General features: G+C 57.9%; 26 protein-coding genes. 16 read left to right on the plus strand and 10 right to left on the minus strand.

Annotation, left to right across the window (positions count from 1 at the left end; translation table 11 throughout):
• Window positions 1-59 precede the first annotated feature (59 nt).
• A complete protein-coding gene (gene crtD, locus DHN60_RS18140; protein WP_108838786.1) occupies window positions 60-1,526 on the minus strand; it encodes a 1-hydroxycarotenoid 3,4-desaturase CrtD in 1,467 nt (488 codons plus the stop codon).
• 131 nt (window positions 1,527-1,657) lie between these two features.
• Between crtD and DHN60_RS18145 the strand changes: the two genes are divergently transcribed.
• From DHN60_RS18145 to dxs, 13 genes are all read left to right on the plus strand, one after another.
• Entirely contained in the window at window positions 1,658-2,533 is an 876-nt protein-coding gene (locus DHN60_RS18145) for a polyprenyl synthetase family protein (RefSeq protein ID WP_108838735.1), read from the plus strand.
• Window positions 2,534-3,667 carry a methyltransferase gene (locus tag DHN60_RS18150; protein ID WP_108838736.1) on the plus strand — a complete coding sequence of 378 codons (1,134 nt, stop codon included), beginning with the start codon at window positions 2,534-2,536 and terminating at the stop codon, window positions 3,665-3,667.
• A gap of 98 nt (window positions 3,668-3,765) precedes the next feature.
• Window positions 3,766-4,707, plus strand: coding sequence for a chlorophyll synthesis pathway protein BchC (gene bchC, locus DHN60_RS18155; protein WP_108838737.1), 942 nt, complete (start codon window positions 3,766-3,768; stop codon window positions 4,705-4,707).
• Window positions 4,704-5,705 carry a chlorophyllide a reductase iron protein subunit X gene (locus DHN60_RS18160; RefSeq protein ID WP_108838738.1) on the plus strand — a complete coding sequence of 334 codons (1,002 nt, stop codon included), beginning with the start codon at window positions 4,704-4,706 and terminating at the stop codon, window positions 5,703-5,705. Before bchC ends, DHN60_RS18160 begins: the two co-directional genes overlap by 4 nt.
• A complete protein-coding gene (gene bchY, locus DHN60_RS18165) occupies window positions 5,698-7,278 on the plus strand; it encodes a chlorophyllide a reductase subunit Y (protein ID WP_108838739.1) in 1,581 nt (526 codons plus the stop codon). The genes DHN60_RS18160 and bchY overlap by 8 nt, the downstream gene beginning before the upstream one ends.
• A gap of 88 nt (window positions 7,279-7,366) precedes the next feature.
• Window positions 7,367-8,827, plus strand: a complete 1,461-nt coding sequence (gene bchZ / locus DHN60_RS18170) for a chlorophyllide a reductase subunit Z (protein ID WP_108838740.1) — start codon at window positions 7,367-7,369, stop codon at window positions 8,825-8,827.
• Complete coding sequence (pufQ, locus tag DHN60_RS18175) at window positions 8,824-9,054, plus strand: cytochrome PufQ (RefSeq protein WP_108838741.1); 231 nt, start codon at window positions 8,824-8,826, stop codon at window positions 9,052-9,054. Before bchZ ends, pufQ begins: the two co-directional genes overlap by 4 nt.
• A 142-nt stretch (window positions 9,055-9,196) precedes the next feature.
• The gene (pufB, locus tag DHN60_RS18180) at window positions 9,197-9,355 is read left to right on the plus strand and encodes a light-harvesting antenna LH1, beta subunit (RefSeq protein WP_108838742.1); all 159 of its coding nucleotides are present in this window, start codon (window positions 9,197-9,199) and stop codon (window positions 9,353-9,355) included.
• A 12-nt stretch (window positions 9,356-9,367) separates the two neighbouring features.
• Complete coding sequence (gene pufA, locus DHN60_RS18185; protein WP_108838743.1) at window positions 9,368-9,532, plus strand: light-harvesting antenna LH1, alpha subunit; 165 nt, start codon at window positions 9,368-9,370, stop codon at window positions 9,530-9,532.
• Between the two features lie 108 nt (window positions 9,533-9,640).
• Window positions 9,641-10,471 (plus strand): photosynthetic reaction center subunit L, encoded by an 831-nt coding sequence (gene pufL / locus DHN60_RS18190; RefSeq protein WP_108838744.1) that lies wholly within the window; start codon window positions 9,641-9,643, stop codon window positions 10,469-10,471.
• A gap of 13 nt (window positions 10,472-10,484) precedes the next feature.
• Window positions 10,485-11,411 (plus strand): photosynthetic reaction center subunit M, encoded by a 927-nt coding sequence (gene pufM / locus DHN60_RS18195; protein WP_108838745.1) that lies wholly within the window; start codon window positions 10,485-10,487, stop codon window positions 11,409-11,411.
• A gap of 29 nt (window positions 11,412-11,440) precedes the next feature.
• Window positions 11,441-11,680 carry an RC-LH1 core complex protein PufX gene (gene pufX / locus DHN60_RS18200; RefSeq protein ID WP_108838746.1) on the plus strand — a complete coding sequence of 80 codons (240 nt, stop codon included), beginning with the start codon at window positions 11,441-11,443 and terminating at the stop codon, window positions 11,678-11,680.
• 192 nt (window positions 11,681-11,872) lie between these two features.
• A complete protein-coding gene (dxs, locus tag DHN60_RS18205; RefSeq protein ID WP_108838747.1) occupies window positions 11,873-13,753 on the plus strand; it encodes a 1-deoxy-D-xylulose-5-phosphate synthase in 1,881 nt (626 codons plus the stop codon).
• Here the strand turns inward: dxs and idi are convergent.
• Genes idi through chlG form a run of 4 tightly spaced genes read right to left on the minus strand, consistent with a single transcriptional unit; the run spans window position 13,750 to window position 17,642 of the window.
• On the minus strand, window positions 13,750-14,280 hold the full coding sequence (gene idi, locus DHN60_RS18210) for an isopentenyl-diphosphate Delta-isomerase (protein ID WP_108838748.1): 531 nt from the start codon (window positions 14,278-14,280) through the stop codon (window positions 13,750-13,752). The two genes, dxs and idi, sit on opposite strands and share 4 nt — an antisense overlap.
• Complete coding sequence (locus tag DHN60_RS18215) at window positions 14,280-15,458, minus strand: geranylgeranyl diphosphate reductase (RefSeq protein ID WP_108838749.1); 1,179 nt, start codon at window positions 15,456-15,458, stop codon at window positions 14,280-14,282. The genes idi and DHN60_RS18215 overlap by 1 nt, the downstream gene beginning before the upstream one ends.
• 1 nt (window position 15,459) lies before the next feature.
• Window positions 15,460-16,746: a BCD family MFS transporter gene (locus DHN60_RS18220; protein ID WP_108838750.1), complete on the minus strand. Its 1,287-nt coding sequence runs from the start codon at window positions 16,744-16,746 to the stop codon at window positions 15,460-15,462.
• On the minus strand, window positions 16,743-17,642 hold the full coding sequence (gene chlG / locus DHN60_RS18225; RefSeq protein ID WP_108838751.1) for a chlorophyll synthase ChlG: 900 nt from the start codon (window positions 17,640-17,642) through the stop codon (window positions 16,743-16,745). Before chlG ends, DHN60_RS18220 begins: the two co-directional genes overlap by 4 nt.
• A 152-nt stretch (window positions 17,643-17,794) precedes the next feature.
• On the opposite strand from chlG, the gene DHN60_RS18230 reads away from it, so the two are divergent.
• Window positions 17,795-18,241 carry a cytochrome C gene (locus DHN60_RS18230; RefSeq protein ID WP_108838752.1) on the plus strand — a complete coding sequence of 149 codons (447 nt, stop codon included), beginning with the start codon at window positions 17,795-17,797 and terminating at the stop codon, window positions 18,239-18,241.
• A gap of 54 nt (window positions 18,242-18,295) precedes the next feature.
• Here DHN60_RS18230 and hemE read toward each other — a convergent pair whose 3' ends face one another.
• Entirely contained in the window at window positions 18,296-19,330 is a 1,035-nt protein-coding gene (gene hemE / locus DHN60_RS18235; RefSeq protein WP_108838753.1) for a uroporphyrinogen decarboxylase, read from the minus strand.
• Window positions 19,331-19,424: 94 nt separating this feature from the next.
• On the opposite strand from hemE, the gene hemC reads away from it, so the two are divergent.
• Together hemC and DHN60_RS18245 are read left to right on the plus strand one after the other, a co-directional pair.
• Entirely contained in the window at window positions 19,425-20,375 is a 951-nt protein-coding gene (hemC, locus tag DHN60_RS18240; RefSeq protein ID WP_108838754.1) for a hydroxymethylbilane synthase, read from the plus strand.
• On the plus strand, window positions 20,356-21,276 hold the full coding sequence (locus tag DHN60_RS18245) for an NAD(P)H-binding protein (RefSeq protein WP_108838755.1): 921 nt from the start codon (window positions 20,356-20,358) through the stop codon (window positions 21,274-21,276). Before hemC ends, DHN60_RS18245 begins: the two co-directional genes overlap by 20 nt.
• On the opposite strand, the gene hemA is transcribed toward DHN60_RS18245, so the two are convergent.
• The 4 genes from hemA to DHN60_RS18265 are packed head-to-tail and all read right to left on the minus strand — an operon-like array spanning window position 21,273 to window position 24,706.
• Complete coding sequence (gene hemA, locus DHN60_RS18250; protein ID WP_108838756.1) at window positions 21,273-22,490, minus strand: 5-aminolevulinate synthase; 1,218 nt, start codon at window positions 22,488-22,490, stop codon at window positions 21,273-21,275. The genes DHN60_RS18245 and hemA overlap by 4 nt on opposite strands.
• Window positions 22,480-23,286, minus strand: coding sequence for a putative photosynthetic complex assembly protein PuhE (puhE, locus tag DHN60_RS18255; protein WP_108838757.1), 807 nt, complete (start codon window positions 23,284-23,286; stop codon window positions 22,480-22,482). Before puhE ends, hemA begins: the two co-directional genes overlap by 11 nt.
• A complete protein-coding gene (gene acsF, locus DHN60_RS18260; RefSeq protein WP_108838758.1) occupies window positions 23,286-24,413 on the minus strand; it encodes a magnesium-protoporphyrin IX monomethyl ester (oxidative) cyclase in 1,128 nt (375 codons plus the stop codon). Before acsF ends, puhE begins: the two co-directional genes overlap by 1 nt.
• Window positions 24,410-24,706, minus strand: a complete 297-nt coding sequence (locus DHN60_RS18265; protein WP_108838759.1) for a hypothetical protein — start codon at window positions 24,704-24,706, stop codon at window positions 24,410-24,412. The genes acsF and DHN60_RS18265 overlap by 4 nt, the downstream gene beginning before the upstream one ends.

A 24,706-nucleotide genomic window follows, 5' to 3' on the forward strand; every position in this document is an offset into this window, starting at 1 on the left:
TTTGCCATCGTCGCTGACGCCGTCGATGTACCACCATGCGTAACCGCCTGATGGGACGTCTAAGTTAAACGCAGGTCGGTCATGATCGCCGCGGCCGCGTGGCGCGCGGATAACGCAGCCATCGGCACCCCCGCCCCCGGATGCGCGCCACCGCCTGTCAGGTAAAGCCCTTTCACCGCTGTCCGCGCCGTTGGCCGCTTGAACGCCGCCATCATCCCGTGCGGGGATCGCCCGTAAAGTGACCCCATCGACGCGGGGAACATCGCCGCGAAGTCCTGTGGTTGCGTCACAGTGTCCGGCGTGGGCGAGAACGTCAGCCCGTGCTGGGATAGCGTGCTTAGGATCAGTGTTTTGCATGTCTCTCTCGCTTTGTCGGTTGAGGCGGGGGGGCTGTTGAGGATGATCTCAAACCGCTCGGGTCCTGTTGGGGTGGCGTTGCCGAAACGGTCTTGGGCACAAACATAAAGCGTGGGGTCGGGTTGCGGCTGGCCTTGGGTCAGTGGCGTGTATTCGGTGTGCGGGTCGCGCGCGAAAAAGACGTTGTGCGCCGAAAGGTCAGCGCCCTGCGGGATCGCGGCGAAGGACATGACACTGGCGGATAAGCTGCGCGGGTCTGTGCCTGTGTCCGGCACGGCGGATTGGGCGGCTGGGCCAAGCGCGCCTGTGGTCAAAGCGCGCGGATCGCCATTGAAGATCACCGCATCAACCGCGTGGCGGGCGCCGTCCGTGTGGATCGCGCAAGCGGTGCCTGACTGCGCCTCGATCCGGTTGATGTGGCCGTTGTAGTGAAAGACCGCACCAAAGGTCATGGCGCATTTTTCGATGGCACGCGCAAGCTGGTGCATCCCGCCTTGGACGTGCCAGACGCCTTGCGCCTCGGCGTGATAGATCAGGCCCAGCAGCGCGGGAGCCGCGTTTGGCAGGCCGCCAACATAGGTGGCGTAGCGGGCGAAAAGCTGGGCAAGACGCGGTTCGCTGAACTGTTTGCGCAACGATCCCGCAAGGCTGCGCAGCGGGTCCATCGCGGGAATCAGGTGGGGGTTTGTGGCGACAAGACGGGTCAGCGCGGGCAACGATGGTGCAGCGGATTGCATCATGCTGGGGTTGAAAGCGTGAAAGAGTTTCGCGGTCTTTTGGCTGAAGGCTGTAAACTCTGCCGCTGATTTTGGGCCGAACATTGTGTGGATGTTATCGGCGCTTTCGGCATGGTTGCGCATCAGGTCAAGGCAGGTGCCGTCTGGCCAAAAGTGCCGCGCGATGACGTCTTGTAGGGTCAGCGTGACGTGATCGTCCAACTGCAAGCCGACCTCTGCAAACAAGGCATCGAACACTGATTTTAACGTCAGAACCGTGGGGCCTGCGTCGACGGGTCCGGCGACGGATGGCAAGGTGCGTATTTTGCCGCCGGGGGTGGCGTGGCGTTCAAACACTGACACGCGCGCGCCGCTGTGCGCCAAGCGCAGCGCCGCCGCCAAACCGCCGATGCCCGCGCCGATGATTGCGATATGCGGTGCGGTGTGGGTCAAGGGGGTGGAGTCCTTTCGCAAAGCTTCGGGATTGACAGCAGGTGGCAATCTGTCCAGTTTAGTTGACATTATACATGCCATCAAGATCTTACACTTGTGATGGTGGCGCAAGCTGACCCGAGGAGTGGCCCATGGCGTTCACTGACCGTATCGAGACTGCAATTTCCAGCGCGATTGTAGGTGGGCAAACGGCACCTTCGCCGGGTCGCCTTGCCTCGGCTTTGCATTATGCGGTCACGCCGGGGGGTGCGCGGATTAGGCCGACAATTTTGCTCAGTGTCGCGACAGCCTGTGGTGATGACACCCCGAAACTGGCGGATGTGGCGGCAGCGGCGCTAGAGCTTATTCACTGCGCGTCGCTGGTGCATGATGACCTGCCATGCTTTGATGATGCCGATACGCGGCGCGGCAAGCCGTCGGTGCACCGCGCCTTTGGCGAACCGCTTGCGGTGCTGACGGGTGACAGTCTGATCGTGATGGCGTTCACGGTTTTGACGCAGGCTGCACATCTGCATCCAACGCGCGCGATTGAACTGATGAAGGTGATTGCCGAACGCACCGGCATGCCGAACGGGATTTGTGCCGGCCAAGGCTGGGAAAGCGAAAGCCAGATTGATCTGTCAGCGTATCACCGTGCCAAGACCGGTGCCTTGTTCATTGCTGCGACCCAGATGGGCGCGATTGCTGCTGGGCAAGACGGCGCGCCATGGGATGAACTTGGCGCGCGCATTGGCGAGGCGTTTCAAGTTGCCGATGATCTGCGCGATGCGCTGTATGACGAAGTGACATTGGGTAAGCCTGTGGGTCAGGATGATTTGCACGGACGCCCCAATGCTGTGGCTGAACTGGGCGTCGAAGGCGCGATTGCGCGGATGAAAGACATCCTAAGCGGTGCGATTTCGTCGATCCCGAAATGTCCCGGGGAGGCGATGCTGGCGCAGATGGTCAACGCGCAGGCCGAGATGCTGACGCCGATGAAATGGCGCAGCACAGTTCCCGGTGAATAGATGACCGATGTGCCTGTCGGTGCGCGCGTCCTGCGGGGGCGCGGCTGGGCTGCGCGGCTAATCGCCTCGCGCAAATTCCAGAAATGGGCGGCAGGGTTTTTGCCCACACGCGGTATCGTGCGGCGTGAAGGCGAGGCGTTGTTTGATCTGCTATCGGGGTTTTGCCAAAGCCAGATTTTGATGGCCTTGGTGCAGTTTGATATCCCTCAGATGTTGCTTGCGCGTCCGCGCATGGTTGATGAATTGGCGCAGCTTTGTGATGTGCCCCCTGCGCGGATGGTGATCCTGATGCGTGCCGCCGAAGCCTTGGCTTTGGTCAAGCAAAAGCGCGGCGGACGGTTTGTGCTTGCGCGGCGCGGGGCCGCTTTGGTCGGGGTGCCGGGCTTGGCGGATATGATCAAGCACCACGACATTCTGTACCGCGATCTGGCCGATTCCGTCGCGTTCTTTCGCGGCGAGACGAAGACAGAGCTGGCCGATTTCTGGCCTTATGTTTTTGGTGGCGAGATGGATGCGGATGTGGCCAAGACTTATTCCGATCTGATGGCGCAAAGCCAAGAGCTTGTGGCGGAAGACACGTTGCGTGCGCTTGATTTTTCCAAGGCTACGACGCTGTTGGATGTTGGCGGCGGGTCGGGTGCGTTTCTGGAAAAGGTTGGGCGGGCCTATCCGAAGCTGGACCTGATGTTGTTCGATCTGCCGAAAGTCGCGCCAAGTGCGGCACCGCGTTTTGCCGCCGCTGGCATGATGGCGCGCGCGCAGATCGCTGAAGGGTCGTTCGTGCACGACCCGATTCCCACAGGGGCCGATGCGATCAGTTTGGTGCGGGTGTTGTACGATCATTCTGACACCATGGTCGCGGCTTTGTTGGCCAAGTGTCACGCAGCGCTGGCTGACGACGGGTTGCTTTATATCTCGGAACCGATGTCGGGGGGCGATGCGCCGGAACGGGCGGGTGATGTATACTTTGCCCTTTATACATTGGCGATGCAGACCGGAAAGGCGCGTTCTATTGCCGAGATTTCGGCACTTTGCACCGACGCTGGTTTTGAAGTTATTGCAACGCCTAAGCCGCTGCGATCTTTCGTGACGCGGTGTTTGTTGGCGCGGAAGTTAAATGTCAATAAATATTGACACTTAAATATGTCAGTTTTACGCTACATTCTAGAAAATGCCGTTATGCGTTCTGACGCTTGGTTCGGAAAAACGCATTGTTCGGGAGGGGAGCCGCATTGCAAACCACTGCCGTCATTCTGAAAGGTCCGCGCGATCTTTGTCTGGATACGCTGGATATCACCGCCCCGATGGCTGGTGATTTGGTTGTGCGGGTCGATCATTCTGGCATCTCAACAGGCACTGAAAAACTGTTCTGGTCGGGCGAGATGCCGCCGTTCCCTGGTATGGGTTATCCGCTTGTGCCGGGATATGAGGCTGCGGGCGAGGTTGTTGAAACCAGTGCGGGCAGTCAGTTCAAAGTGGGCGACCGGGTCTTTGTGCCGGGCGCAAATTGTTATGAAGAAGCGTTCGGCCTGTTCGGTGGTGCGGCGCGTTTGCTTGTCACCGCCGAGGATCGCGTCACGAAGATTGATGCAGGTTTTGGTGCCGAAGGTGCGCTGCTTGCGCTGGCTGCAACTGCGCGTCACGCGATGGCGGGGCAGGGGAAAGCGGTACCTGATCTGATCGTGGGGCACGGCGTGCTTGGTCACTTGCTTGCGCGCTTGACTGTGGCCGCTGGCGCGCCTGCGCCCACGGTATGGGAAATTGACCCCGCGCGCCGGATCGGTGCTGTTGGCTATGATGTGATTGATCCCGAAACCGACGACCGGTGCGATTACGCATCGGCCTACGATGCTTCGGGTTCGACAGCGGTTTTGCCGCAACTGATCGGGCGGATCGCCAAAGGCGGTGAGATCGTGTTGGCGGGGTTCTACACTGATCCCATCAGCTTTGCCTTCCCGCCTGCCTTTATGAAAGAGGCGCGGTTCCGCATCGCGGCCGAATGGACCAAAGACGATCTGACCGTCACGCGCGCGCTTGTTGAAAGCGGCAGCCTAAGCCTTGGCGGATTAATCACACACACATCAAACGCGGCTGACGCGCGGGGCGCCTATGACACGGCGTTCAGCGATCCGGCTTGCCTGAAGATGATGCTTAACTGGAAGGATGCGTCGTGAAAGACGAAGTGCCAAATCTCAAAGATTTTGACCAGCGCCTGCGTGACGAAGCAGCTGAACCAACGCTCGAGGTTCCTCAAGGGGAACCGACCAGCAAGACACAGATCATCGCGATTTACGGCAAGGGTGGCATCGGCAAATCATTCACGCTTGCGAACCTCAGCCATATGATGGCCGAGCAAGGCAAGCGCGTGTTGTTGATTGGTTGCGACCCGAAGTCCGACACGACGTCGTTGCTGTTTGGCGGCAAGGCGTGCCCGACGATTATCGAAACCTCTGGCAAGAAAAAGATTGCTGGCGAAGAGGTCAAGATCGGTGACGTTTGTTTCAAGCGCGGCGGTGTCTACGCGATGGAGCTTGGCGGACCAGAGGTCGGTCGCGGCTGCGGTGGTCGCGGGATTATTCATGGGTTTGAATTGCTGGAAAAGCTAGGGTTCCATGATTGGGATTTCGATTATGTGCTGCTTGATTTCCTTGGCGACGTGGTCTGCGGCGGCTTTGGTTTGCCGATCGCGCGCGACATGGCGCAGAAGGTTATCCTTGTGGCGTCCAACGATTTACAGTCGCTTTATGTGGCCAACAACGTGTGTTCCGCCGTGGAATATTTCCGCAAGATGGGCGGCAATGTTGGCGTTGCGGGTCTGGTGATTAACAAAGATGACGGCACGGGCGAGGCTGCGGCCTTTGCCGAGGCTGTGGATATCCCAATCCTTTCCGCCATTCCGCAAGACGATGATTTGCGCAAAAAGTCCGCAAATTATCAGATTGTTGGAACGTCAGAATCCCAATGGGGTGAATTGTTTGGTCAGCTTGGTGACGCGGTGGGCCTTGCCCCGCCTGTGCGACCGACACCGCTGGATCAGGACGGATTGCTGGGCCTGTTCGATAGCAAAGACACCGGCGGTGATTATGAATTGGTGCCTGCAACCGACGCGGATATGCGCGGCACGAAATCAGCGCCAAAGGCCAGCCTAGAAGTGGTTTATGATAATGTCTGAAGGCACGGAACTTGGCCGTGAAGGGTTTGAGGTCGGCTATGACGCCGACGGGAACCTATCAGTGACCGAAGCGCGCGAGGCTGTTGAAGCCATCGCCGTCGAAGGTGGCTGCACGGCTGGGGTCGGTGCGATGGATGCGGTGGCGCGTGCTGCTGGCAAGTCCGAGATCTTGGATCAATACGCCGCCGACTATCCACAAGGACCGCACGATAAACCACAAAGCATGTGCCCTGCGTTCGGGTCATTGCGCGTTGGTCTGCGGATGAAACGCACCGCCACGATCCTCAGCGGGTCGGCGTGTTGCGTGTATGGTTTGACGTTTGTGTCGCACTTTTATGGCGCGCGCAGGTCGGTGGGTTATGTGCCGTTTAACTCGGAAACGTTGGTCACGGGTAAGCTGTTTGAAGACATCCGCGAGGCCGTGCGTGACGTGGCCGATCCCGCCAAGCTGGACGCGATTGTAGTGACAAACCTGTGTGTGCCAACGGCTTCGGGCGTGCCGCTGCGGTTGTTGCCAGAGGAAATTAACGGCGTGCGTGTCGTCGGCATTGACGTGCCCGGCTTTGGCATTCCGACGCATGCGGAAGCCAAAGATGTGCTGGCGGGCGCGATGCTGAATTACGCGCGCAAAGAAATTGAGGCAGGTCCTGTCGCCATGCCTGCAAGCGGCAAGTCGGATCGCCCGACTGTTAGCCTTTTGGGCGAAATGTTCCCTGCTGATCCGATGGTGATCGGGCAGATGTTGGCGCCGCTTGGTCTGGCTGCTGGTCCAGTTGTGCCGTGCCGTGAATGGCGCGAGTTGTATGCGGCTCTTGATTGTGGTGCGGTCGCGGCGATCCATCCGTTCTACACCGCCAGCGTGCGCGAATTCCAAGCGGCGGGGCGTCCGGTGATCGGGTCCGCGCCTGTCGGTTTTGACGGCACCGGCACGTGGTTGTCTGCGATTGGCGATGCGTTTGGCTTGCCGCAGAAAACGGTTGATGCGGCGAAAAACCAATTCTTGCCCGTGATCAAAGGTGCGCTGGAAGGTGCGCCGATCAATGGGACGATCACGTTGTCGGGCTATGAAGGTAGCGAGCTTTTGGTGGCGCGTCTTCTGATCGAAAGCGGGGCTGATGTGCCGTATGTTGGCACGGCGTGTCCGAAGACGCCTTGGAACGAGGCTGATGCAGCTTGGTTGGCGGACAAAGGTGTGCAGGTGAAATTCCGTGCGTCTTTGGAAGACGATTGTGCCGCGATGGAGGCGACCCAGCCGGACTTGGCCATCGGCACGACGCCCGTTGTGCAAAAGGGCAAAGAGTTGGGTATCCCGTCGCTCTATTTCACGAACCTGATTTCTGCGCGGCCTTTGATGGGGCCAGCGGGGGCGGGATCTTTGGCGCAGGTCGTCAACGCGGCGATGGGCAACAAGGCGCGGATGGATCACATGCGCGCGTTTTTCGAAGGCGTAGGTCACGGCGACACAGCTGGCGTTTGGGAAAAATCGCCAAACGTGCAACCGGGGTTCCGTGCGACGAATTCAAAGAAATTAGAGCGTGCTGCTAAGGCTGCTAAAGCGGCGGAGATGATTTAGTGTGCGTTTATGATCATAAACGCGCACAGCGCGAGGCAGCGAATGCGCAGCGATCGTGTTCGTGCCACCTCTATCAGGGGGGTGCAACGTGTTAGTGCAAGATCACGATCGCGCGGGCGGATATTGGGGGGCGGTCTATGCCTTCTGCGCCGTCAAAGGACTGCAATGTGTGATCGACGGGCCGGTGGGATGTGAAAACCTGCCCGTGACGTCCGTCTTGCATTACACCGACGGCTTGCCACCGCATGAATTGCCCATCGTCGTCACCGGATTGGGCGAAGAGGAAATGGGATCAGGCACCGAGGAATCGATGAAGCGGGCTTGGGACGTTTTGGATCCTACCTTGCCAGCGGTTGTGGTGACGGGGTCGATTTCCGAGATGATTGGTGGCGGTGTCACGCCGCAGGGGACCAACATTCAACGGTTCTTGCCGCGTACGATTGACGAGGATCAGTGGGAAGCGGCTGACCGCGCGATGACGTGGATCTTTACCGAATTCGGGATGACCAAAGGCCGGATGCCGCCCGAGAAAAAGCGCGAGGAAGGTGCAGCCCCGCGCGTGAATATTTTGGGCCCGATGTATGGCACGTTTAATATGCCATCCGATCTAGCGGAAATTCGGCGGTTGGTCGAAGGCATTGGTGCCGAGATTAATATGGTCATGCCGCTGGGTGCGCATGTTGCTGAAATGCGCGGTCTTGTGAATGCGGATGTGAATATCTGTATGTATCGCGAATTTGGGCGCGGACTTTGTGAGGTTTTGAATAAGCCGTATTTACAAGCGCCAATCGGAATTGAATCTACGACTAAGTTTTTGCGGATGTTGGGTGAATTGCTGGGCCTTGATCCCGCGCCGTTTATTGAACAAGAAAAACACTCGACGATTAAACCTGTTTGGGATTTGTGGCGGTCCGTGACGCAAGATTTCTTTGCAACCGCGTCTTTCGCAATTGTTGCCAATGAAACCTATACGCGCGGTATTCAGAATTATCTGGATACGGATTTGGGATTGCCTTGCGCATTTGCGATAGCGCGTTTGCGCGGCAAGAAAACGAATAACGACGATGTGCGCGATATGATGCACAAAACAAAGCCGCTGATTGTTCTGGGGTCCATCAATGAAAAGATGTACCTGGCCGAAATGAAAGCGGGCTTTGGTCCGGCACCCTCGTTTATTCCAGCATCATTTCCGGGCGCTGCAATTCGGCGGGCAACGGGTACGCCGTTTATGGGCTACGCAGGGGCCACGTATTTGTTGCAAGAAGTTTGCAACAGCTTGTTTGATGCACTGTTCCACATCTTGCCGCTTGGCACTGAAATGGATGCGACACTTGCCACATCAACGACATTGCGCCGCGATTTCCCTTGGGATGCTGACGCGCAAAAACGACTGGATGAGATCGTTGCATCCCATCCCATTCTGACACGGATTTCCGCCGCGAAAACCCTGAGAGATGCCGCTGAAAAGCGTGCGCTCGAAACGGGTGCGGAACGGGTCGTGTTGGAAAATGTAGATGATCTTCAACCAGCTATGGGAGAGACTAAATGACTGATTTTAATAATGATATCAATAATATGCGCGACGCCAAACGGCAACGCCAAATAACAAGGGAATATCAGGTTTATTTTGGCCTGATTTTTCTTGCAGCCGTGCCGTCTTGCACAGCGATTTGGGCTTACGGCTTGGTGCGTCATGCAAAAATGCCAGCGCAAGGACCCATTCAAAGTGCCATCGGCGAAGCGCGCACAATCACGCCGTGCATCTTCTGGGCCTGACGAAATTTCCGCAGCCCGACGGGGGTGCGGTGACGCAATCTGAGGTCCTTCGGGACCAAGGTGCTTAAGGCAGGGGAGGAGCCCCTGTTGCAACCCAGTCGCGGGGGACGCGCGGCATCAGTACTTATTCTTAGGAGAAAAAATGGCTGATAAAAAAGACCTAAGCTTCACAGGTCTCTCAGACGAACAGGCGCAGGAACTGCACTCAGTTTATATGCAGGGGTTTATTCTATTCACAGCGGTCGCCGTGGTAGCGCACATCCTGACATACATCAAACTGCCCTGGTTTGCTTGGGGCTAAGGAGAATATCATATGGCACAGTTTTACAAAATCTGGCTGATCTTCGACCCCCGTCGCGTTTTCGTGGCACAGGGTGTTTTCCTGTTTTTGCTGGCAGCAATGATTCACCTCGTTCTGCTTAGCAATCCAGAGACAAACTGGTTCGACCGTGCGTTCAGCACAATGGCCGACGAGTAACTCAGCATGAAGCAAAGCTATGGGCGGGACGATGTGCCGCCCATAGCAAACAGTTTTAATTTCAACATGGCGGCACTTTCGGTGTGGCGATGAGTAGGGAGACAGAAGATGGCATTGCTCAGCTTCGAAAGAAAATACCGGGTCCGCGGCGGGACACTGGTTGGTGGTGATCTATTCGATTTCTGGGTGGGGCCGTTCTATGTTGGCTTTTTTGGTGTCACGACGATCTTCTTCGCCGCTCTTGGCACATTTCTTATTTTCTATGGCGCCGCAATGGGCGACACATGGAACCCGTGGTTGATTTCCATTGATCCACCCGCGCTAGAGGTTGGTCTGGGCATTGCGCCATTGGCCGAAGGCGGCTTGTGGCAAGCGATCACCGTTTGCGCCACGTTCGCGTTCCTGAGTTGGATGATGCGCGAGGTCGAGATTTGCCGCAAATTGGGCATGGGATATCATGTTCCATTCGCCTTTAGCATCGCGATCCTTGCTTATGTGGCGCTGGTGATAATCCGCCCGCTGTTGCTGGGCGCGTGGGGGCATGGTTTTCCGTATGGCATCTTCAGCCACCTCGATTGGGTGAATAACGTGGGCTATGCCTACGGAAACTTCCACTACAATCCGGCTCATATGGTCGCGATTACGTTCTTCTTTACGACGTGTTTCGCGCTAGCGCTGCATGGCTCTTTGGTGTTGTCCGCCGTTAACCCAGGCAAAGGCAAGCAGATCACATCGCCGGATCACGAAGACACGTATTTCCGCGATTTGATTGGGTATTCGATCGGGCCATTGGGTATCCACCGTCTTGGATTGTTCCTTGCGCTGAATGCCGTGGTCTGGAGCGCGATCTGCATCGTGATTTCGGGAACAATTTGGTTCGATAGCTGGGCTGCATGGTGGGATTGGTACGCTGATCTACCGTGGTGGCGCGACCTGTAGGAGGATATGAAAAATGGCTGAATATCAAAATATTTTCACACAGGTCCAAGTTCAGGGGCCGCCTGAAATGGGCATGGACCCAGACGGGGCGCTGGCAAGAGAACGGACTAAGAAGGCGGGCTTTTCGACGCTGGCGGGTGTGTTCGGTAACGCGCAGCTGGGGCCGATTTATCTGGGCGCCTTTGGTGTCGTGTCGCTGGCGACGGGTGCGCTGTGGTTTATGATCGTCGGGATCAGCTATCTGGCGCAGGTGGATTATTCGATCCCGCTGTTCCTAAAAGAGCTATTCTGGCTGTCGCTTGATCCCCCGTCCGAGGAATACGGTCTGAGCATGGCTCCGTTGAATGATGGTGGTGCATGGCTAATCGCATCGTTCTTCTTGCTGGTGTCTGTCATCTCTTGGTGGATCCGCACGTATTTGCGGGCTGAAGAGTTGGGAATGGGCAAGCATGTGTCATGGGCTTTCGCCTCTGCCATCTGGTTGTTTCTGGTGCTGGGTTTGATCCGCCCCATTATGATGGGGTCATGGGCCGAGGCTGTGCCTTATGGCGTCTTCAGCCACCTTGATTGGACGAACCTGTTTTCACTGACCTATGGCAACTTGTTCTACAATCCGTTCCACGCGCTTTCGATTGCTTTTTTGTATGGATCGGCCCTGCTGTTTGCGATGCACGGCGCGACCATTCTGGCGGTCAGCCGCTACGGTGGCGAGCGTGAGATTGAACAGATCGTTGATCGCGGCACGGCATCCGAGCGGGCGGCTTTGTTCTGGCGCTGGACCATGGGGTTCAACGCCACAATGGAAGGCATTCACCGCTGGGCTTGGTGGTTCGCGGTTCTGACAACGCTGACAGGCGGCATCGGAATTTTGTTGACTGGCACGGTTGTCGATAACTGGTTCGTCTGGGCCCAAGAACATGGCTATGCGCCGCTTGATTAAGCGGTGCAGTCCGAGAGAGGAATAAGATTATGAGTGACAATCACGACTATCTGGGAACGGCCGATAATCGGAAACTGCGCCTAAGTGGTGACGTTCTAATGCTGATGCTGAAGGGGGCGGGCTATGCCGCAATCTTATGTCTGGCGCTGTGGTTCACCTTGGCCGCGATCCATTGGGTGGGTTTGCTGCTGCCCGAGGATTCCAAGTTCCGGCCCGATCCGACACCCTATTCGTTCTATGTGACCGAACAGGGCACCGATCTGGTTTAACGATTTCCTTGGGCCGCGACTGTGCTGGCCCAAGGCACGAGGTTTCGGATTTTTCGTCCCTGAAAGTCCGAAAACCGTTGGAGCCGTAAGGTTCTGACATTTCCTGTTGGCTACGGGAGGCAGACGTCGAACCTTCGCCGTCTGTCCCCGTACCAACAGATTAAATTTTCCCAAATCGAAAGGGCTGCCGATATGACCCCCATTCTTGATCGTGTCGCCGGGCCGTCCGACCTGAAGGGTCTAAGCGATGGCGACCTTGCGCAACTCGCGGACGAGCTACGCACCGAAGTAATCGAGGCTGTGGCGACAACCGGCGGGCATCTTGGGTCGTCGCTGGGTGTGGTTGAACTGACGGTTGCCCTGCATGCAGTTTTCGACACGCCGCGCGACAAGTTGATCTGGGATGTGGGGCATCAGTGTTATCCGCATAAGGTGCTGACAGGTCGGCGCGCGCAGATGAAAACGCTGCGACAAGAAGGCGGGATTTCAGGGTTCACCAAACGCTCTGAAAGCGAATTCGATCCGTTTGGCGCGGCACATTCGAGTACGTCGATTTCAGCGGCTTTGGGGTTTACGGTCGCGCGCGATATGGGGCAGCCGACGGGTGATGCCGTGGCGATCATCGGGGATGGGTCGATCAGCGCGGGTATGGCGTATGAGGCGATGAACAACGCAGGCGCCGAAGGCCGCCGCATGTTCGTGATTTTGAATGATAATGAAATGAGCATTGCGCCTCCCGTGGGGGCGATGTCGCAATATATGTCGCGCTTGGCAGACACACCGCTGGGTGCTCTGGGCGAGACGTTCGAGGCGGCATTGCCCGGCCCATTGCGCGATCATGCGCGGCGTGCGCGGGAATTGGTGACGGGGACGTCTGCGGCAAGTGGCACGATGTTCGAAGAACTGGGCTTTGATTATATCGGCCCGATTAATGGGCATGACATGGATCAGTTGCTGGGTGTTTTGCGCGCGGCGCGGACGCGGGCGACGGGGCCGGTGTTGATCCATTGCTGCACGGTGAAGGGGAGGGGCTATGCGCCTGCTGAAACCTCTGCCGATAAGTATCATGGTGTTTCAAAGTTCAATGTGGCCAGTGGTGCGCAGGCGACATCTGGATCAAATGCGCCAAGCTATACCAAGGTGTTCGGCCAAGCGTTGACCCGCATGGCAGCACAAGATTCAAAGATCGTTGGGATCACGGCGGCCATGCCGTCTGGCACGGGGATGGATATTTTCGCGGATAAATTTCCCAAGCGGATGTTTGATGTGGGCATTGCCGAACAGCATGGCGTGACCTTTGCGGCAGGCATGGCGGCGGGAGGGTTGAAGCCGTTCTGCGCGATTTATTCGACGTTCCTGCAACGCGGTTATGACCAGATCGTGCATGATGTGGCGTTGCAAAATCTACCTGTGCGTTTCGCGATCGACCGCGCCGGATTGGTCGGGGCCGATGGCGCTACACATGCGGGTGCGTTCGATGTGGGATACCTTTCTGCATTGCCCAACATGACCGTGATGGCCGCCTCTGACGAGGCTGAATTGGTGCACATGGTTGCCACCGCTGTGGCGCACTATAGCGGGCCGATTGCGTTTCGGTATCCGCGTGGGACGGGCACGGGTGTTGATATTCCTGACGTGGGCGCGGTGCTTGAGATTGGCAAAGGGCGCGTTGTGCGCCAAGGATCAGATGTGGCGATCTTGTCGTTTGGGGCGCATTTGTCGGAAAGCTTGAAGGCCGCTGATGTAATGGCGGCGCAGGGTGTTTCGATGACAGTCGCGGATGCGCGATTTGCCAAGCCGTTGGATCATGCGCTAATCCGGCAGCTTGCAAAACACCACAAGGCGCTGATCACGATTGAACAAGGATCGCAGGGTGGCTTTGGCGCGATGGTTTTGCATTACATGGCGGGCGAGGGGTTGGTGGATGGCAACTTGGCTGTGCGCACGATGACCTTGCCAGATCGCTTTATCGACCAAGCGGCCCCTGATGCGATGTATGCCGACGCAGGGCTGACAGCGACGGATATCGCGGCCACCGCATTGCAGGCGATCAAAGCGCCAGCGCGGGTTTAAGCGCCGGCCATTTCCTTGAAAATCATCGTGCTGTGCTGCGCCATGTAGATTTGCAGCCAAGGGGTGAAGGCGTCAGGCGTGGTCTTTAATTGTGCGCGCAGATCGGTTTGGGACACCCAGCGGGTCGCCATCACCTCTTCCGGGTTGGGGGCCATGCGCAAGCTGAACGGGACCTGGGCCACATAGACCTCGACCACCTCATGTTCGATCAGGCCGCCGCCCACATCGGCGCGGTATTCTAACTGCCCGCGATGGTGCAGGGTCAGGTTTGTGATGCCAAGCTCTTCGTTCATGCGGCGCGCGGCGCACGCCAGCGGTGCCTCGTCCCAATCGGGGTGCGTGCAACAGGTGTTCGCCCACAGACCGGGCGTGTGGTATTTGCACATGGCGCGTTGCTGGATCAGGATGTGATCGCCGGACATGGCAAAGACGGAAATCGCCTTGTGCCGCAAGCCACGCAGATGCGCGTCCAGCTTTTCGACAGGCGTGAGCGTTCCGTCGATCCAAGCGGGGATCATGATCGTCATCAGACGTGGGTTTCAGACACAAGGCGCGTAAGATGCGCAAGGTTTTTGATGCCGATTTTCAGATGTGCCATCGGGCGGGCCTTGATCAGGCGCTTGTTCATGTAAGCCTCAAATGTCAGGCGTTGGACGTCGACGTCGTGGCACAAAGACACGAAACGCTCGCGCCGTTCATCGCTGCGGTAGTATGCGTTTTGCATCGCACCGAGGACTTTGAACACTGATTTATGTTCGCGCATGAACAGCTTGCGGGCCAGTTGCAGATCTTTGGAGCGGCCCGTTTCCAAAAAGGCGCTGGCGGCAGTTGCTGCGACCCGTCCACCCAGCATGGCGTAGTAAATGCCTTCGCCAGAGGACGGCGCGACGACGCCTGCGGCATCACCTGCCAAAATCACATCGCGGCCATTGTCCCACTTGTCCATTGGTTTCAGCGGGATCGGCGCACCTTCGCGGCGCAAGGTTTTGCAATCGGTCAGCCCATGTGTGGCGCGAATGTCGGCGGTGGCCTTTTTCAGGTCCACGCCTTCGATGCCCGTACCCATGCCGATGCTGGCGGATTTGCCGTGGGGGAAAATCCAGCCATAGAAGTCGGACGAGATTGCGCCGTCATAAATCACGTCACAGCGCAGCGGATCATAGTCGACGCTAAGTGCGGGGGCTTCGATGATTTCGTGGTACGCGATGACATACGGAATCTTGTCGCCGCCGGGGACTTCAGCCTTGGCGACCTTAGACCGCGCGCCGTCTGAGCCGATGATCAGTTTGGTTTGCAGGCTGCGATCTTCGCCCGTTTCCTTGTCGCGAAAGACGACGGCGGTTTGGTCCGCGTCGCGGTCAATTCGCAGAAAGGTGCCAGTGAAGCAATCGGCACCCGCTTGCTTTCCACGGTCACGCAGGAAGGGGTCGAAATCCTTGCGGTCGACCATGCCCACAAAGCCGTTTTCAATCGGGATATCGACCTTGCGTCCGGTGGGGGAAATCATGCGTGCGGTGTTCACCTTGGCGACAAGTTGGTCGTCGGGGATCAGGAAATCGGTGATGGCGCGCGGTGGAATGGCCCCGCCGCAGGGTTTGATCCGACCATCGCGGTCGATCATCGCGACACACTTGCCAGAGCGTGCGAGGTCTTCTGCTGCTGTGGCACCGGACGGGCCACCACCGATGACGACGACATCATACATTTTATTCTCCTGGCACGAGTGTGGCAGGCATGGTGGCCTGCGGCGTTTCCATGACGCGCGCAGCCATCAAAGCTGCGGCAAGAAAAAGGGTCGCTTCGAACGTGAAGACGGCACCGAAGGCAGGGCCGTCTGGTGCGAAGGTGCGCGCAACGTCCACAAGCACGGCACCTGTCAGACCGCCGAAACCTGCGGCGATGGCTTGTGCTGCACCCCACAGACCCATGCGCGTGCCTTCACGTTGGCCCCGCCCTTGGGACGCAAGCGCCATCATCGCGCCAATCGCTGCAACCGCGAACATGCCGTTGAAGAAGCCAAGTGCGATCACAAGGTAGGTAAAGTTCAGCGCGGTATCAGCGAAGCCTGTCATACAGATCAGCGTAAGAACCGCGCAAGACCCAAGGCAACCCGCCATGACCCATGTGCGAAGCGCGCCGATTTTCAGGCCCGTTGCCATGATGCCGACGGTCAGCATCCCGATGAACACGCCGCCGTTTTGCGCGCCGCTGAGCGATGTGGATTGCCCCGGAGTGAAGCCGAAAACGAGGCCTGCGTAGGGTTCCAAGATCAATTCCTGCATGAAGTAGGCGTTCATTGACAGGAACACGAACAGGGTGAAGTTGCGTGTTTTCGGCTCTGACCAAACCTCACGTAGGCCGTGCATGAAGGGGGTCGGTGCCTCAGGGCGCATGGGGGTGACGCGGCTTTCGATCTTGCCGATAGCGAGGGTCGTCAGAAGCAGTGCGAGTGTGGAGATGACGGCGACGACGGTTATCAGGCGTTGCGGTGAATAGGGGTCGAGGAATTGCCCTGCGAGGCCAGCGGTCAAGGCGATGCCAAAGATCATCATCAGCCATGTGATCGTGGCAGCAGCTGCGCGGCGATCAGGGGCGGTGGCCGTTGCAAGCAGTGCCAGCAGCGATGTGCCGGACGCGCCGACGCCGATGCCGATCAGCCCGTATGAGATGATGGACAATGCAATGGCCAGCGCAAAATTTTGTGCGAACATGGTCACGGCAAAGGCAGCACCGATGCCGCCCGCCGCCAAAATCGCCATGCCGCCAATAATCCAACGGGTGCGGTTGCCGCCTGTGTCAGAGGTGAAGCCCCAGCGCGGCCGCGACAGTTGGATGCCATAGTGCAGGCCAACCAATGCGCCGGGCAACAGGGCGGGCAGGGCGAATTCGACAACCATCAAACGGTTCAGCGTCGAGGTGGTGAGCACGACAATCGCGCCAAGCGCCATTTGCACCTGCCCAAGACGAGCGATTTGGCCCCATGATAGTGTCATAGCATGCTCCTGAGTGCGAAGGCGGCGATCATCATGCCGCTGACGTACATCGCGACGCCGGTGCCATTGTACCAAGGCGCGCGGGCTTTCGGGTCTGTCAGCAGGATGGTCATTGCCCAGATTTGTGCGACCAGCAGGGCGGCGATAGCCGCGGCGAACAGCGGCTTGCCCCACGTGAACAACAGTGCCGCGACGATAATTTGCGGGATTGTCATGATCCAGCAGGCCATGCGCGCCGCGCGTTCCGGCCCGAGCGTTACGGGCAGCGAATTGACCCCCATCTGGCGGTCGCCTTCAAGCGCCTTGAAGTCGTTCAGCGTCATGATGCCGTGCGCGCCCGTGGCGTAAAGGGAGGCGATAATGATGACAGGCCAGCTAGGTGCGCCAACGGACAAAACGGCGGCCCCTGTGAACCAAGGCAAGCCTTCGTAGCATAGGCCGACAAGCCCCGGACCCCACCAGCCAGATCGTTTCAGGCGCACGGGTTCTGCGGAATAGGCCCAAGCCGCCAGCACGCCAAACACGGTCGCGCCAAACCCCCAAGGGCCAAGTTGCGCGCCAATAATCAAAGACAGCACCGACATCGCCAGCGCGATATACAAGCCCCATTTGCCGGGGATGCGGCCCGACGGAATGGGGCGACCCGGCTCGTTGATCGCGTCAACGTGGCGATCACACCAATCGTTGGCGGCCTGACTCATGCCACAGACGATGGGGCCAGCAAGGATGACGCCAAGAACAATCAGCCCCCATTGGCCGCTTGGCGATACCCCTGATGAAATCACACCGCACAGATATGCCCACATCGGTGGAAACCACGTGACGGGTTTGATCAGCCTTAACATCGCTGCCGGTTCGGGCAGGTGTCGGGGGGAGAGGGCTGTCAGATAAGTCATAGCGTAAGCTTATCGTTACACTTTGTGAATATTCAAGTGTAAAGGTGAATTGACAAATGCACAGGGTGCGCAGTGATCTGCCTTAATTGGCAACTGCGGCTTTACCTGTCGTTGAAGCGTGCTAGGTTTTTTTAGCGATGGGAGAAAAATGAATGAAAAAAATCTTGGTAACTGTACTTGGCTTAGGCCTTTCGGCGGCTCCGGCGTTTGCTGATGGTCACGCAACGGGTGATGCGGCTGCGGGCGAAGCGGCGTTTGGACAGTGTAAAGCTTGTCACTCTATCGTTGACGCAGATGACAACATCATCCTGCGCGGCGGTAAGAATGGACCGAACCTTTACGGCGTCTACACGCGGGTTGCGGGTTCGCTTGAAGATTTCCGTTATGGTGACTCGCTTGTGGAAGCGGGCGAAGCGGGCCTTGCATGGAACGAAGCGGACTTTGCGACATATGTTGCTGATCCACGCCAGTTCTTGCGCGACTATATCGAAGATCGTCGTGCGCGCAGCAACATGTCGTTCAAGCTGCGGTCCGAAGAGGATGCGCTGAACATTTGGGCCTACCTTGTGTCCGTCGGCCCCGAGGCGGCAGGCAACTAGTCCAGTTGCAACAGTTTTGCGAAGGCCTGCTCGATGTGGCAGGCCTTTTGCGTTCTAGCCGCCGCGCACCGTATCGATCATCAGTTGCACGTTTGCGGGATCCGCATCCGGTGTGATGCCGTGACCAAGGTTAAAGATGTGCGGGCCGCCCGAAAGCGCATCGACGATCTTGCGCGTCTCAGCCACCAAAGCGTTGCCGCCCGTGACCATATGGCTTGAGGCAAGGTTGCCTTGTACACAGCCACCCGTTTGCACATTTTTCGCGACCCAGTCAGCACTTACGCCATCATCGAAGGCAATACAGTCAGCGCCAATTGCGGCATGAAGATCAGTGTATTTATCGCCCGCACCGCGCGGGAACGCGATGATCGGCACATGGGGGTAGGCGGCTTTCAGGGCCGCGGTGATCTTCCGCATCGGTTCAATGGAATAGCGCTGAAAATCGTCGCCGTGCAGCGATCCGGCCCAGCTGTCGAACAGTTTGATCACCTCGGCGCCTGCTTCAATCTGCGTGCTAAGATAGACAATCGTGCCTTCGGTGATGACGTCGATTAGCCCGTCAAACACGGCGCGGTTTTCGTCTTTCAGCGCATGTGCCGGCGCTTGATCCGGCGTGCCTTGACCCGCGATCATATACGTCGCCACGGTCCAAGGAGAGCCTGCAAACCCGATCAATGTCGTCTCAGACGGCAGCTCTTTTGACAGGATTTTGATCGTCTCGTAGATCGGGGATAGGTGGTCGTTCACGTCTGCTGCAGGCTTCAACGCAGCCAGTTCATCTGCCGTGGTGATCGTCGACAAACGAGGCCCTTCGCCAGTGACGAACCATAGATCCGCGCCCAATGCTTGCGGCAACAGCAAGATGTCCGCGAACAGGATTGCGGCATCAAACCCATAGCGGCGGATCGGCTGCAACGTGACCTCGGCCGCCAAATCGGGGCTATAGCAGAGCGACAGGAAATCCCCCGCTTGCGCCCGCGTCGCTTTGTATTCTGGCAGGTAACGTCCGGCTTGGCGCATCATCCAAATGGGTGGCGTCGGCAAGGTTTCTCTGGCAAGTGCGCGCAGGATCGTTTTTTGGCTGGTCATGTGGGGTCATCCTTCGTTAATGCCAAATAATGGGCTGCTTCGCGTTCTGGACGCAAGAGTTGTCAACGTAAGTTTACAGGTCTAGGAATGATTCATGGAAACTAATCTACCCACACCGTCTAAACCGCTGAATATTGGCACCCGTGGATCGCCTTTGGCCTTGGCACAAGCGCATGAAACCCGCGACAGGCTTGCCGCCGCGTTTGATCTGCCGCTTGAGGCGTTCTTTATTCAGGTCATCAGCACCACAGGCGACCGGATCATTGACCGCCCGCTGAAAGAGATCGGCGGCAAAGGTCTGTTCACCCGTGAGATCGAAGAGGCGATGCTGAATGGATCCATCGACATTGCGGTGCATTCGATGAAGGACATGCCGACGCAGCAACCGGACGGGCTGATCTTGGATACTTATCTGCCGCGCGAAGATGTGCGCGACGCGTTTATTGCGTTGGATGGCGGGGCCTTGGCTGGTTTGCCGCAGGGCGGTGTTGTTGGCACGTCCAGCTTGCGGCGTCGGGCACAGTTGAGGTTGCGGCGGCCTGATTTGCAGGTCGTGGAATTTCGCGGGAACTTGCAGACGCGGTTGAAAAAGCTGAGCGACAAGGTTGCCGACGCGACCTTCCTTGCGATGGCAGGGCTCAAGCGGTTGCAGATGGACGATGTGCCGCGCACACCGATTGAAGTGGAAGACATGCTGCCTGCCGTGGCGCAAGGGGCGATTGGCATCGAACGCCGGATCAATGACAGCCGTGCCGCGGATATGCTGGCCGCTATTCACGACGGACCGACAGGGCAACGCCTTGCGGCTGAACGCAGCTTCCTGGCGGCACTCGATGGATCATGCGAAACACCGATCGCGAGCCTTGCAGAACTGGACGGCACATCGCTGTGGCTGCGCGGCGAAGTGTTGTGCCCCGATGGATCAGAGGCGATTGGCGACGACATGACCGTGTTGATCGAAGACGGTGCGGCGGCAGGGCGTGACATGGCCGCCAAACTTTTGGACACTGCCGGAGAAGGCTTCTTTGACTGGCGCACCGCCTAAACGTGTCGCGGTTTTTGGCGCGACGGGCACTGCGGGCCAAGCAGCACGACGTGTGTTGATCGCCGCTGGACATGACGTGACGTGCATTGGACGAAGCGATGCCGGGATTGACGCGAATGTGACGCAACCCCTTGATATCGAACATCGTTTCGATGTTGTCGTTTCATGCCTCGCCTCGCGGTCGGGCAGCCCAGCGGATGCTTGGGCGATTGATCATGGCGCACAACTGAACATTCTGAACTGGGCGCAAGGCGCAGGTGTGCAGCACTTTATCCTGCTATCCGCGATCTGTGTGCAAAAGCCCAAGCTGCCGTTCCAACATGCAAAGCTGGCGTTTGAAGCGGCGTTGATCCAATCGGGCCTGACCTATTCCATCGTGCGCCCCACGGCGTTCTTCAAATCGCTGTCCGGCCAGTTGGGCCGCGTGCGCGACGGCAAGCCATTTCTGGTGTTTGGCGATGGCACGTTGACCGCGTGCAAGCCGATCAGCGACGATGATCTGGGGCGGTTTATCACCGGCTGTATTGATGATCCTTTGCGGCACAATCAGGTCTTGCCCATTGGCGGTCCTGGTCCGGCGATCACGCCGTTGGATCAGGTGGCTGCGCTGTCAGACTTGCTTGGTCAGCGGATCAAAATAAAGCGTGTGCCAGCGGCGATGATCGCCGCGATCTACCGCGTTTTGTGGGTGGTAGGTTGGGTCAGCAAAAGGGCAGCAGACAAGGCAGAGCTGGCGCGGATCGGGCATTACTATGCCACGGAATCGATGCTGGTGTGGGACGGCGCGCGCTATGATGCCGATGCCACGCCAGAGACGGGGACCGAGACGTTGCGCGACCACTACGCCGCTGTGACAGCCAACAATGCGACCGTGCAACGCAGCGATCACACTGTGTTTTAGGCGACCGCGTGCGCGATGGCGCATTGCTTCCACAAGGATGTCAGCGCGACGACAAGGTGATCAATATCAGCGTCGGTGTGCAGCGGTGATGGGGTGAAACGCAAACGCTCGGTTCCCTTGGGCACTGTCGGATAGTTGATCGGCTGCACATAGATCCCCCATTCGTTCATCAGGTGATCGGCCAGCATTTTGGTTTTCACCGGATCTTTGATCATCACCGGCACGATGTGGCTGTCATTCATCAGATGCGGAATGCCGGCGCGGTCGAGCCCTGCGCGCAGTTTCGCGACCTGTTCGCGTTGGTGGTGACGTTCGTCGCTGGATGATTTCAAGTGCATGATCGACGCGCGCGCGGCTGCGGCAACAGCGGGCGGCAGTGCTGTGGTGAAGATAAACCCAGACGCAAAGCTGCGGATGAAGTCGCACAACGCAGCGGAGCCTGTGATGTAGCCTCCGACAACGCCGAACGCCTTGCCAAGCGTGCCTTCGATCAAGGTGATGCGGTCCATCAGGCCTTCGCGTTCTGCAATACCACCACCGCGTGGGCCGTAAAGACCGACAGCGTGAACTTCATCAAGGTATGTCATCGCACCATACTTTTCCGCGACCTCGACGATCTGACGGATCGGGGCGATGTCGCCGTCCATCGAATAGACGGATTCGAACGCCACGATCTTGGGCGCGTTGGCGGGCAGGGCTGCCAGTTTTGCCTCGAGGTCGGCCACGTCGTTGTGGTTCCAGATTACCTTTTGTGCCCGGGCATGGCGGATGCCTTCGATCATAGACGCGTGGTTGCCGGAATCTGACAGGATGATGCACCCATCAAGACGGCTGCCCAGCGTGCTAAGTGCTGCCCAATTCGACACGTAGCCAGAAGTGAACAGCAAAGCGGCTTCTTTCCCATGAAGATCGGCCAATTCGCGTTCCAACAACAAATGATCGTGGTTCGTGCCCGAGATGTTGCGCGTCCCACCCGCACCTGTGCCCGTGCGCTGAACCGCCTCGCACATCGCATCAATGACCAGCGGGTTTTGCCCCATGCCAAGATAGTCGTTGGAACACCAGACGGTGACATCGCGGACCTCGCCGTCATCTTGGTGATTGGCGGCGTGTGGAAACTTGCCGCACTTACGCTCAAGCTCTGCAAAATAACGATAGTTGCCGTCGGATTTGAGGGCGTCGATCTGGGCTTGGAAAAGGGCATCAAAGTTCATGGGATTGTCCTGTCTTCGGGGTCGTTGGGCGCGCCGGAAGCATCCAGCGCCAAAGTTTCGCGTCTGGCAATGGGATGACCATCAACCAGTGTTCAATTGTCGCCAGCGCAGACAGCGCCAGCAAAAGGGCAAAGCCCACGGTCTGTGCGGCTGTCTCCGCCACCATCAGGCGTTTGGCAAAGCATGCGGTCGCAACGCTAAGAAAGGTGACGCCAATAACGAAAGCTAGTGTGACGTTGCCTTGGCGAAAATAGCTTTTGATGTGCTGCAATGGGCGCGGCACGAATTCTGTGTTGATCCGCGGCACGCCAAAGAACAGGTTCAACTTGGCCGAGATACGCGCCACGAACAGCACCAGATAGGCCCAGAAGCCGAACGTGTTTTCAGCGCCCGTCGTGGCAACCGTCACGATCAAGAGGCCCGTCAGCAGCAACAATTCGTGGTAAGACAATGTGTGCCACGCGCGGATGAAGCGAGGCCAGCCTTGCAAAGTGTCAGGGCAAGGGCGATGTTCGGGTCCGGTGATGACGCCTGACAGAAACGCAAGCTCGATCCAGCCCCAGACCAGCAGCACGGACACGAACGCGACATAGACATTTGCGATTGTCAGCGTGCCTGCTGATACCACCAACCCAAGGATGCCAAGCGCGAACAGAGGCGTGCCAAAGACCACGGATTTTCCGTGGGCCGTGGCCCCGCCGCCATCCGCGCGACGCACGATCAGCAAGATAATCCCGGTGAAGAACCACCAAGAAAAAATTGCGATCGCAGCAGCTATCCAGGCAAAGGTGAACATCAATAAGCAGGCTCTAACCTTGGGCTTTCAGGCACGGCGTGCTTGTGCGCAGGGATCGTAAAGACGGCGACAAAGGCTGTCGCGGCTTTGGCCATCCCCGTCATCCGGCTGAAGAAGCCACCGATGCCACCGCGCGCTTTTGCAGCTGCAATCTGGCGCGAGGCGGCTTCCATTCGGTCAAGGTTCGGACGCCAGCGGGGGTGGTCGATGTCCAGCGTGATCGGGAACACCTGTTTGGTAATCTCGGACGTTTTGCGGAACACCTCTCGCCCGTACCATGTGACGTCGACGCCAAGGGCTTTGTGGAACACAGGGCGCTGGTGGTCGCGGACCCACATGGTGGAATAGACCGCCGTCAGGAAGAACTTGATCCACATCTTGTTCGCCCAGGTTTCGGTCAACTTAGGGTCTGTTTTCATCAGCAAGGCGAAGGCTTCGCCGTGGGAAAATTCGTCATTGCACCATTCGCGGAACCACAGGAAAATCGGGTGGAACCGCAGCTCTGGGTTCTTTTCCAGATGGCGATAGATCGTGATATAGCGCGCGTAGCCGATCTTTTCCGACAGATACGTGGCGTAGTAGATAAACTTGGGGCGGAAATAGGTGTATTTCTTCGCCTGCGTCAAAAACCCAAGGTTCACGCGGATGCCAGCCTCGCGCAGCGCGTCGTTGATAAAGCCCGCATGACGCGCCTCGTCGCGGGCCATCAGTTGGAACAGGGTCGTGATATCTTCGTTCGAACCACGGCGCTTCATTTCCTTATACAGCACACAGCCGGAAAATTCCGCCGTGCAGGACGAGATCAGGAAGTCGATAAATTCGGCCTTCAATGCAGGCTCCATCCCGTCCCAATCGACGGTGCCCCAATCGTCATTTTTCTTGAAATGCCCTTTGTTAGGATCTGATTTCATCTGCGCGATCAGCCTGTCCCATTCGGCGCGCACAGGCGTGACGTCAATCGCGTCCATCTCGTCGAAATCAGTGGTGTAAAAGCGCGGGGTCAGCAGGGTGTTCTGCATCGCCACCTTTGTCGCTTTTTCTGATGTCATTGGGCCATCAAGCGCGTCTTGGGCTGCAATCGCCTCTTCTGCGGTGGTGGCAAAGGCGGAATGTACTGGCTTGTTCATGACATCACCTGCTCTGAGAATGAAAATTCACACAGCTCCATGAATTCGAAATCACCTGTCGCGCGGGTCCAGAGCTGTTCCAGCTTGGATGCGCGTGTGATTGTGGCGGTGCGGTCAGCGGTGACGACTTCACCGTAAGGCGCCATAATCTCGGACCCGTGGACCAGCACAGTATCACCGGGGTTCACGACAGCGCCGTTGTTGAATTTGACGTGCGCGGAAAGTTCCTCGAAACGATGGCTAATCGTCACGGTGCACGGTGCGGTTTCTTTTGATCTTGTCAGAAGTCCCAT

The organism is Tateyamaria sp. Alg231-49 (genome assembly GCF_900143535.1).
In the GTDB taxonomy this organism is placed as follows: Bacteria; Pseudomonadota; Alphaproteobacteria; order Rhodobacterales; family Rhodobacteraceae; genus Tateyamaria.

Coding starts and splice junctions, on each gene's coding strand:
- DHN60_RS18145 (WP_108838735.1), top strand. CDS start 1,658: ATGGCGTTCACTGACCGTATCGAGACTGCAATTTCCAGCGCGATTGTA.
- DHN60_RS18150 (WP_108838736.1), top strand. CDS start 2,534: ATGACCGATGTGCCTGTCGGTGCGCGCGTCCTGCGGGGGCGCGGCTGG.
- bchY (WP_108838739.1), top strand. CDS start 5,698: ATGTCTGAAGGCACGGAACTTGGCCGTGAAGGGTTTGAGGTCGGCTAT.
- pufQ (WP_108838741.1), top strand. CDS start 8,824: ATGACTGATTTTAATAATGATATCAATAATATGCGCGACGCCAAACGG.
- pufB (WP_108838742.1), top strand. CDS start 9,197: ATGGCTGATAAAAAAGACCTAAGCTTCACAGGTCTCTCAGACGAACAG.
- pufA (WP_108838743.1), top strand. CDS start 9,368: ATGGCACAGTTTTACAAAATCTGGCTGATCTTCGACCCCCGTCGCGTT.
- pufL (WP_108838744.1), top strand. CDS start 9,641: ATGGCATTGCTCAGCTTCGAAAGAAAATACCGGGTCCGCGGCGGGACA.
- pufM (WP_108838745.1), top strand. CDS start 10,485: ATGGCTGAATATCAAAATATTTTCACACAGGTCCAAGTTCAGGGGCCG.
- pufX (WP_108838746.1), top strand. CDS start 11,441: ATGAGTGACAATCACGACTATCTGGGAACGGCCGATAATCGGAAACTG.
- dxs (WP_108838747.1), top strand. CDS start 11,873: ATGACCCCCATTCTTGATCGTGTCGCCGGGCCGTCCGACCTGAAGGGT.
- idi (WP_108838748.1), bottom strand. CDS start 14,280: ATGACGATCATGATCCCCGCTTGGATCGACGGAACGCTCACGCCTGTC.
- DHN60_RS18215 (WP_108838749.1), bottom strand. CDS start 15,458: ATGTATGATGTCGTCGTCATCGGTGGTGGCCCGTCCGGTGCCACAGCA.
- DHN60_RS18220 (WP_108838750.1), bottom strand. CDS start 16,746: ATGACACTATCATGGGGCCAAATCGCTCGTCTTGGGCAGGTGCAAATG.
- chlG (WP_108838751.1), bottom strand. CDS start 17,642: ATGACTTATCTGACAGCCCTCTCCCCCCGACACCTGCCCGAACCGGCA.
- DHN60_RS18230 (WP_108838752.1), top strand. CDS start 17,795: ATGAAAAAAATCTTGGTAACTGTACTTGGCTTAGGCCTTTCGGCGGCT.
- hemE (WP_108838753.1), bottom strand. CDS start 19,330: ATGACCAGCCAAAAAACGATCCTGCGCGCACTTGCCAGAGAAACCTTG.
- hemC (WP_108838754.1), top strand. CDS start 19,425: ATGGAAACTAATCTACCCACACCGTCTAAACCGCTGAATATTGGCACC.
- hemA (WP_108838756.1), bottom strand. CDS start 22,490: ATGAACTTTGATGCCCTTTTCCAAGCCCAGATCGACGCCCTCAAATCC.
- puhE (WP_108838757.1), bottom strand. CDS start 23,286: ATGTTCACCTTTGCCTGGATAGCTGCTGCGATCGCAATTTTTTCTTGG.
- acsF (WP_108838758.1), bottom strand. CDS start 24,413: ATGAACAAGCCAGTACATTCCGCCTTTGCCACCACCGCAGAAGAGGCG.
- DHN60_RS18265 (WP_108838759.1), bottom strand. CDS start 24,706: ATGGGACTTCTGACAAGATCAAAAGAAACCGCACCGTGCACCGTGACG.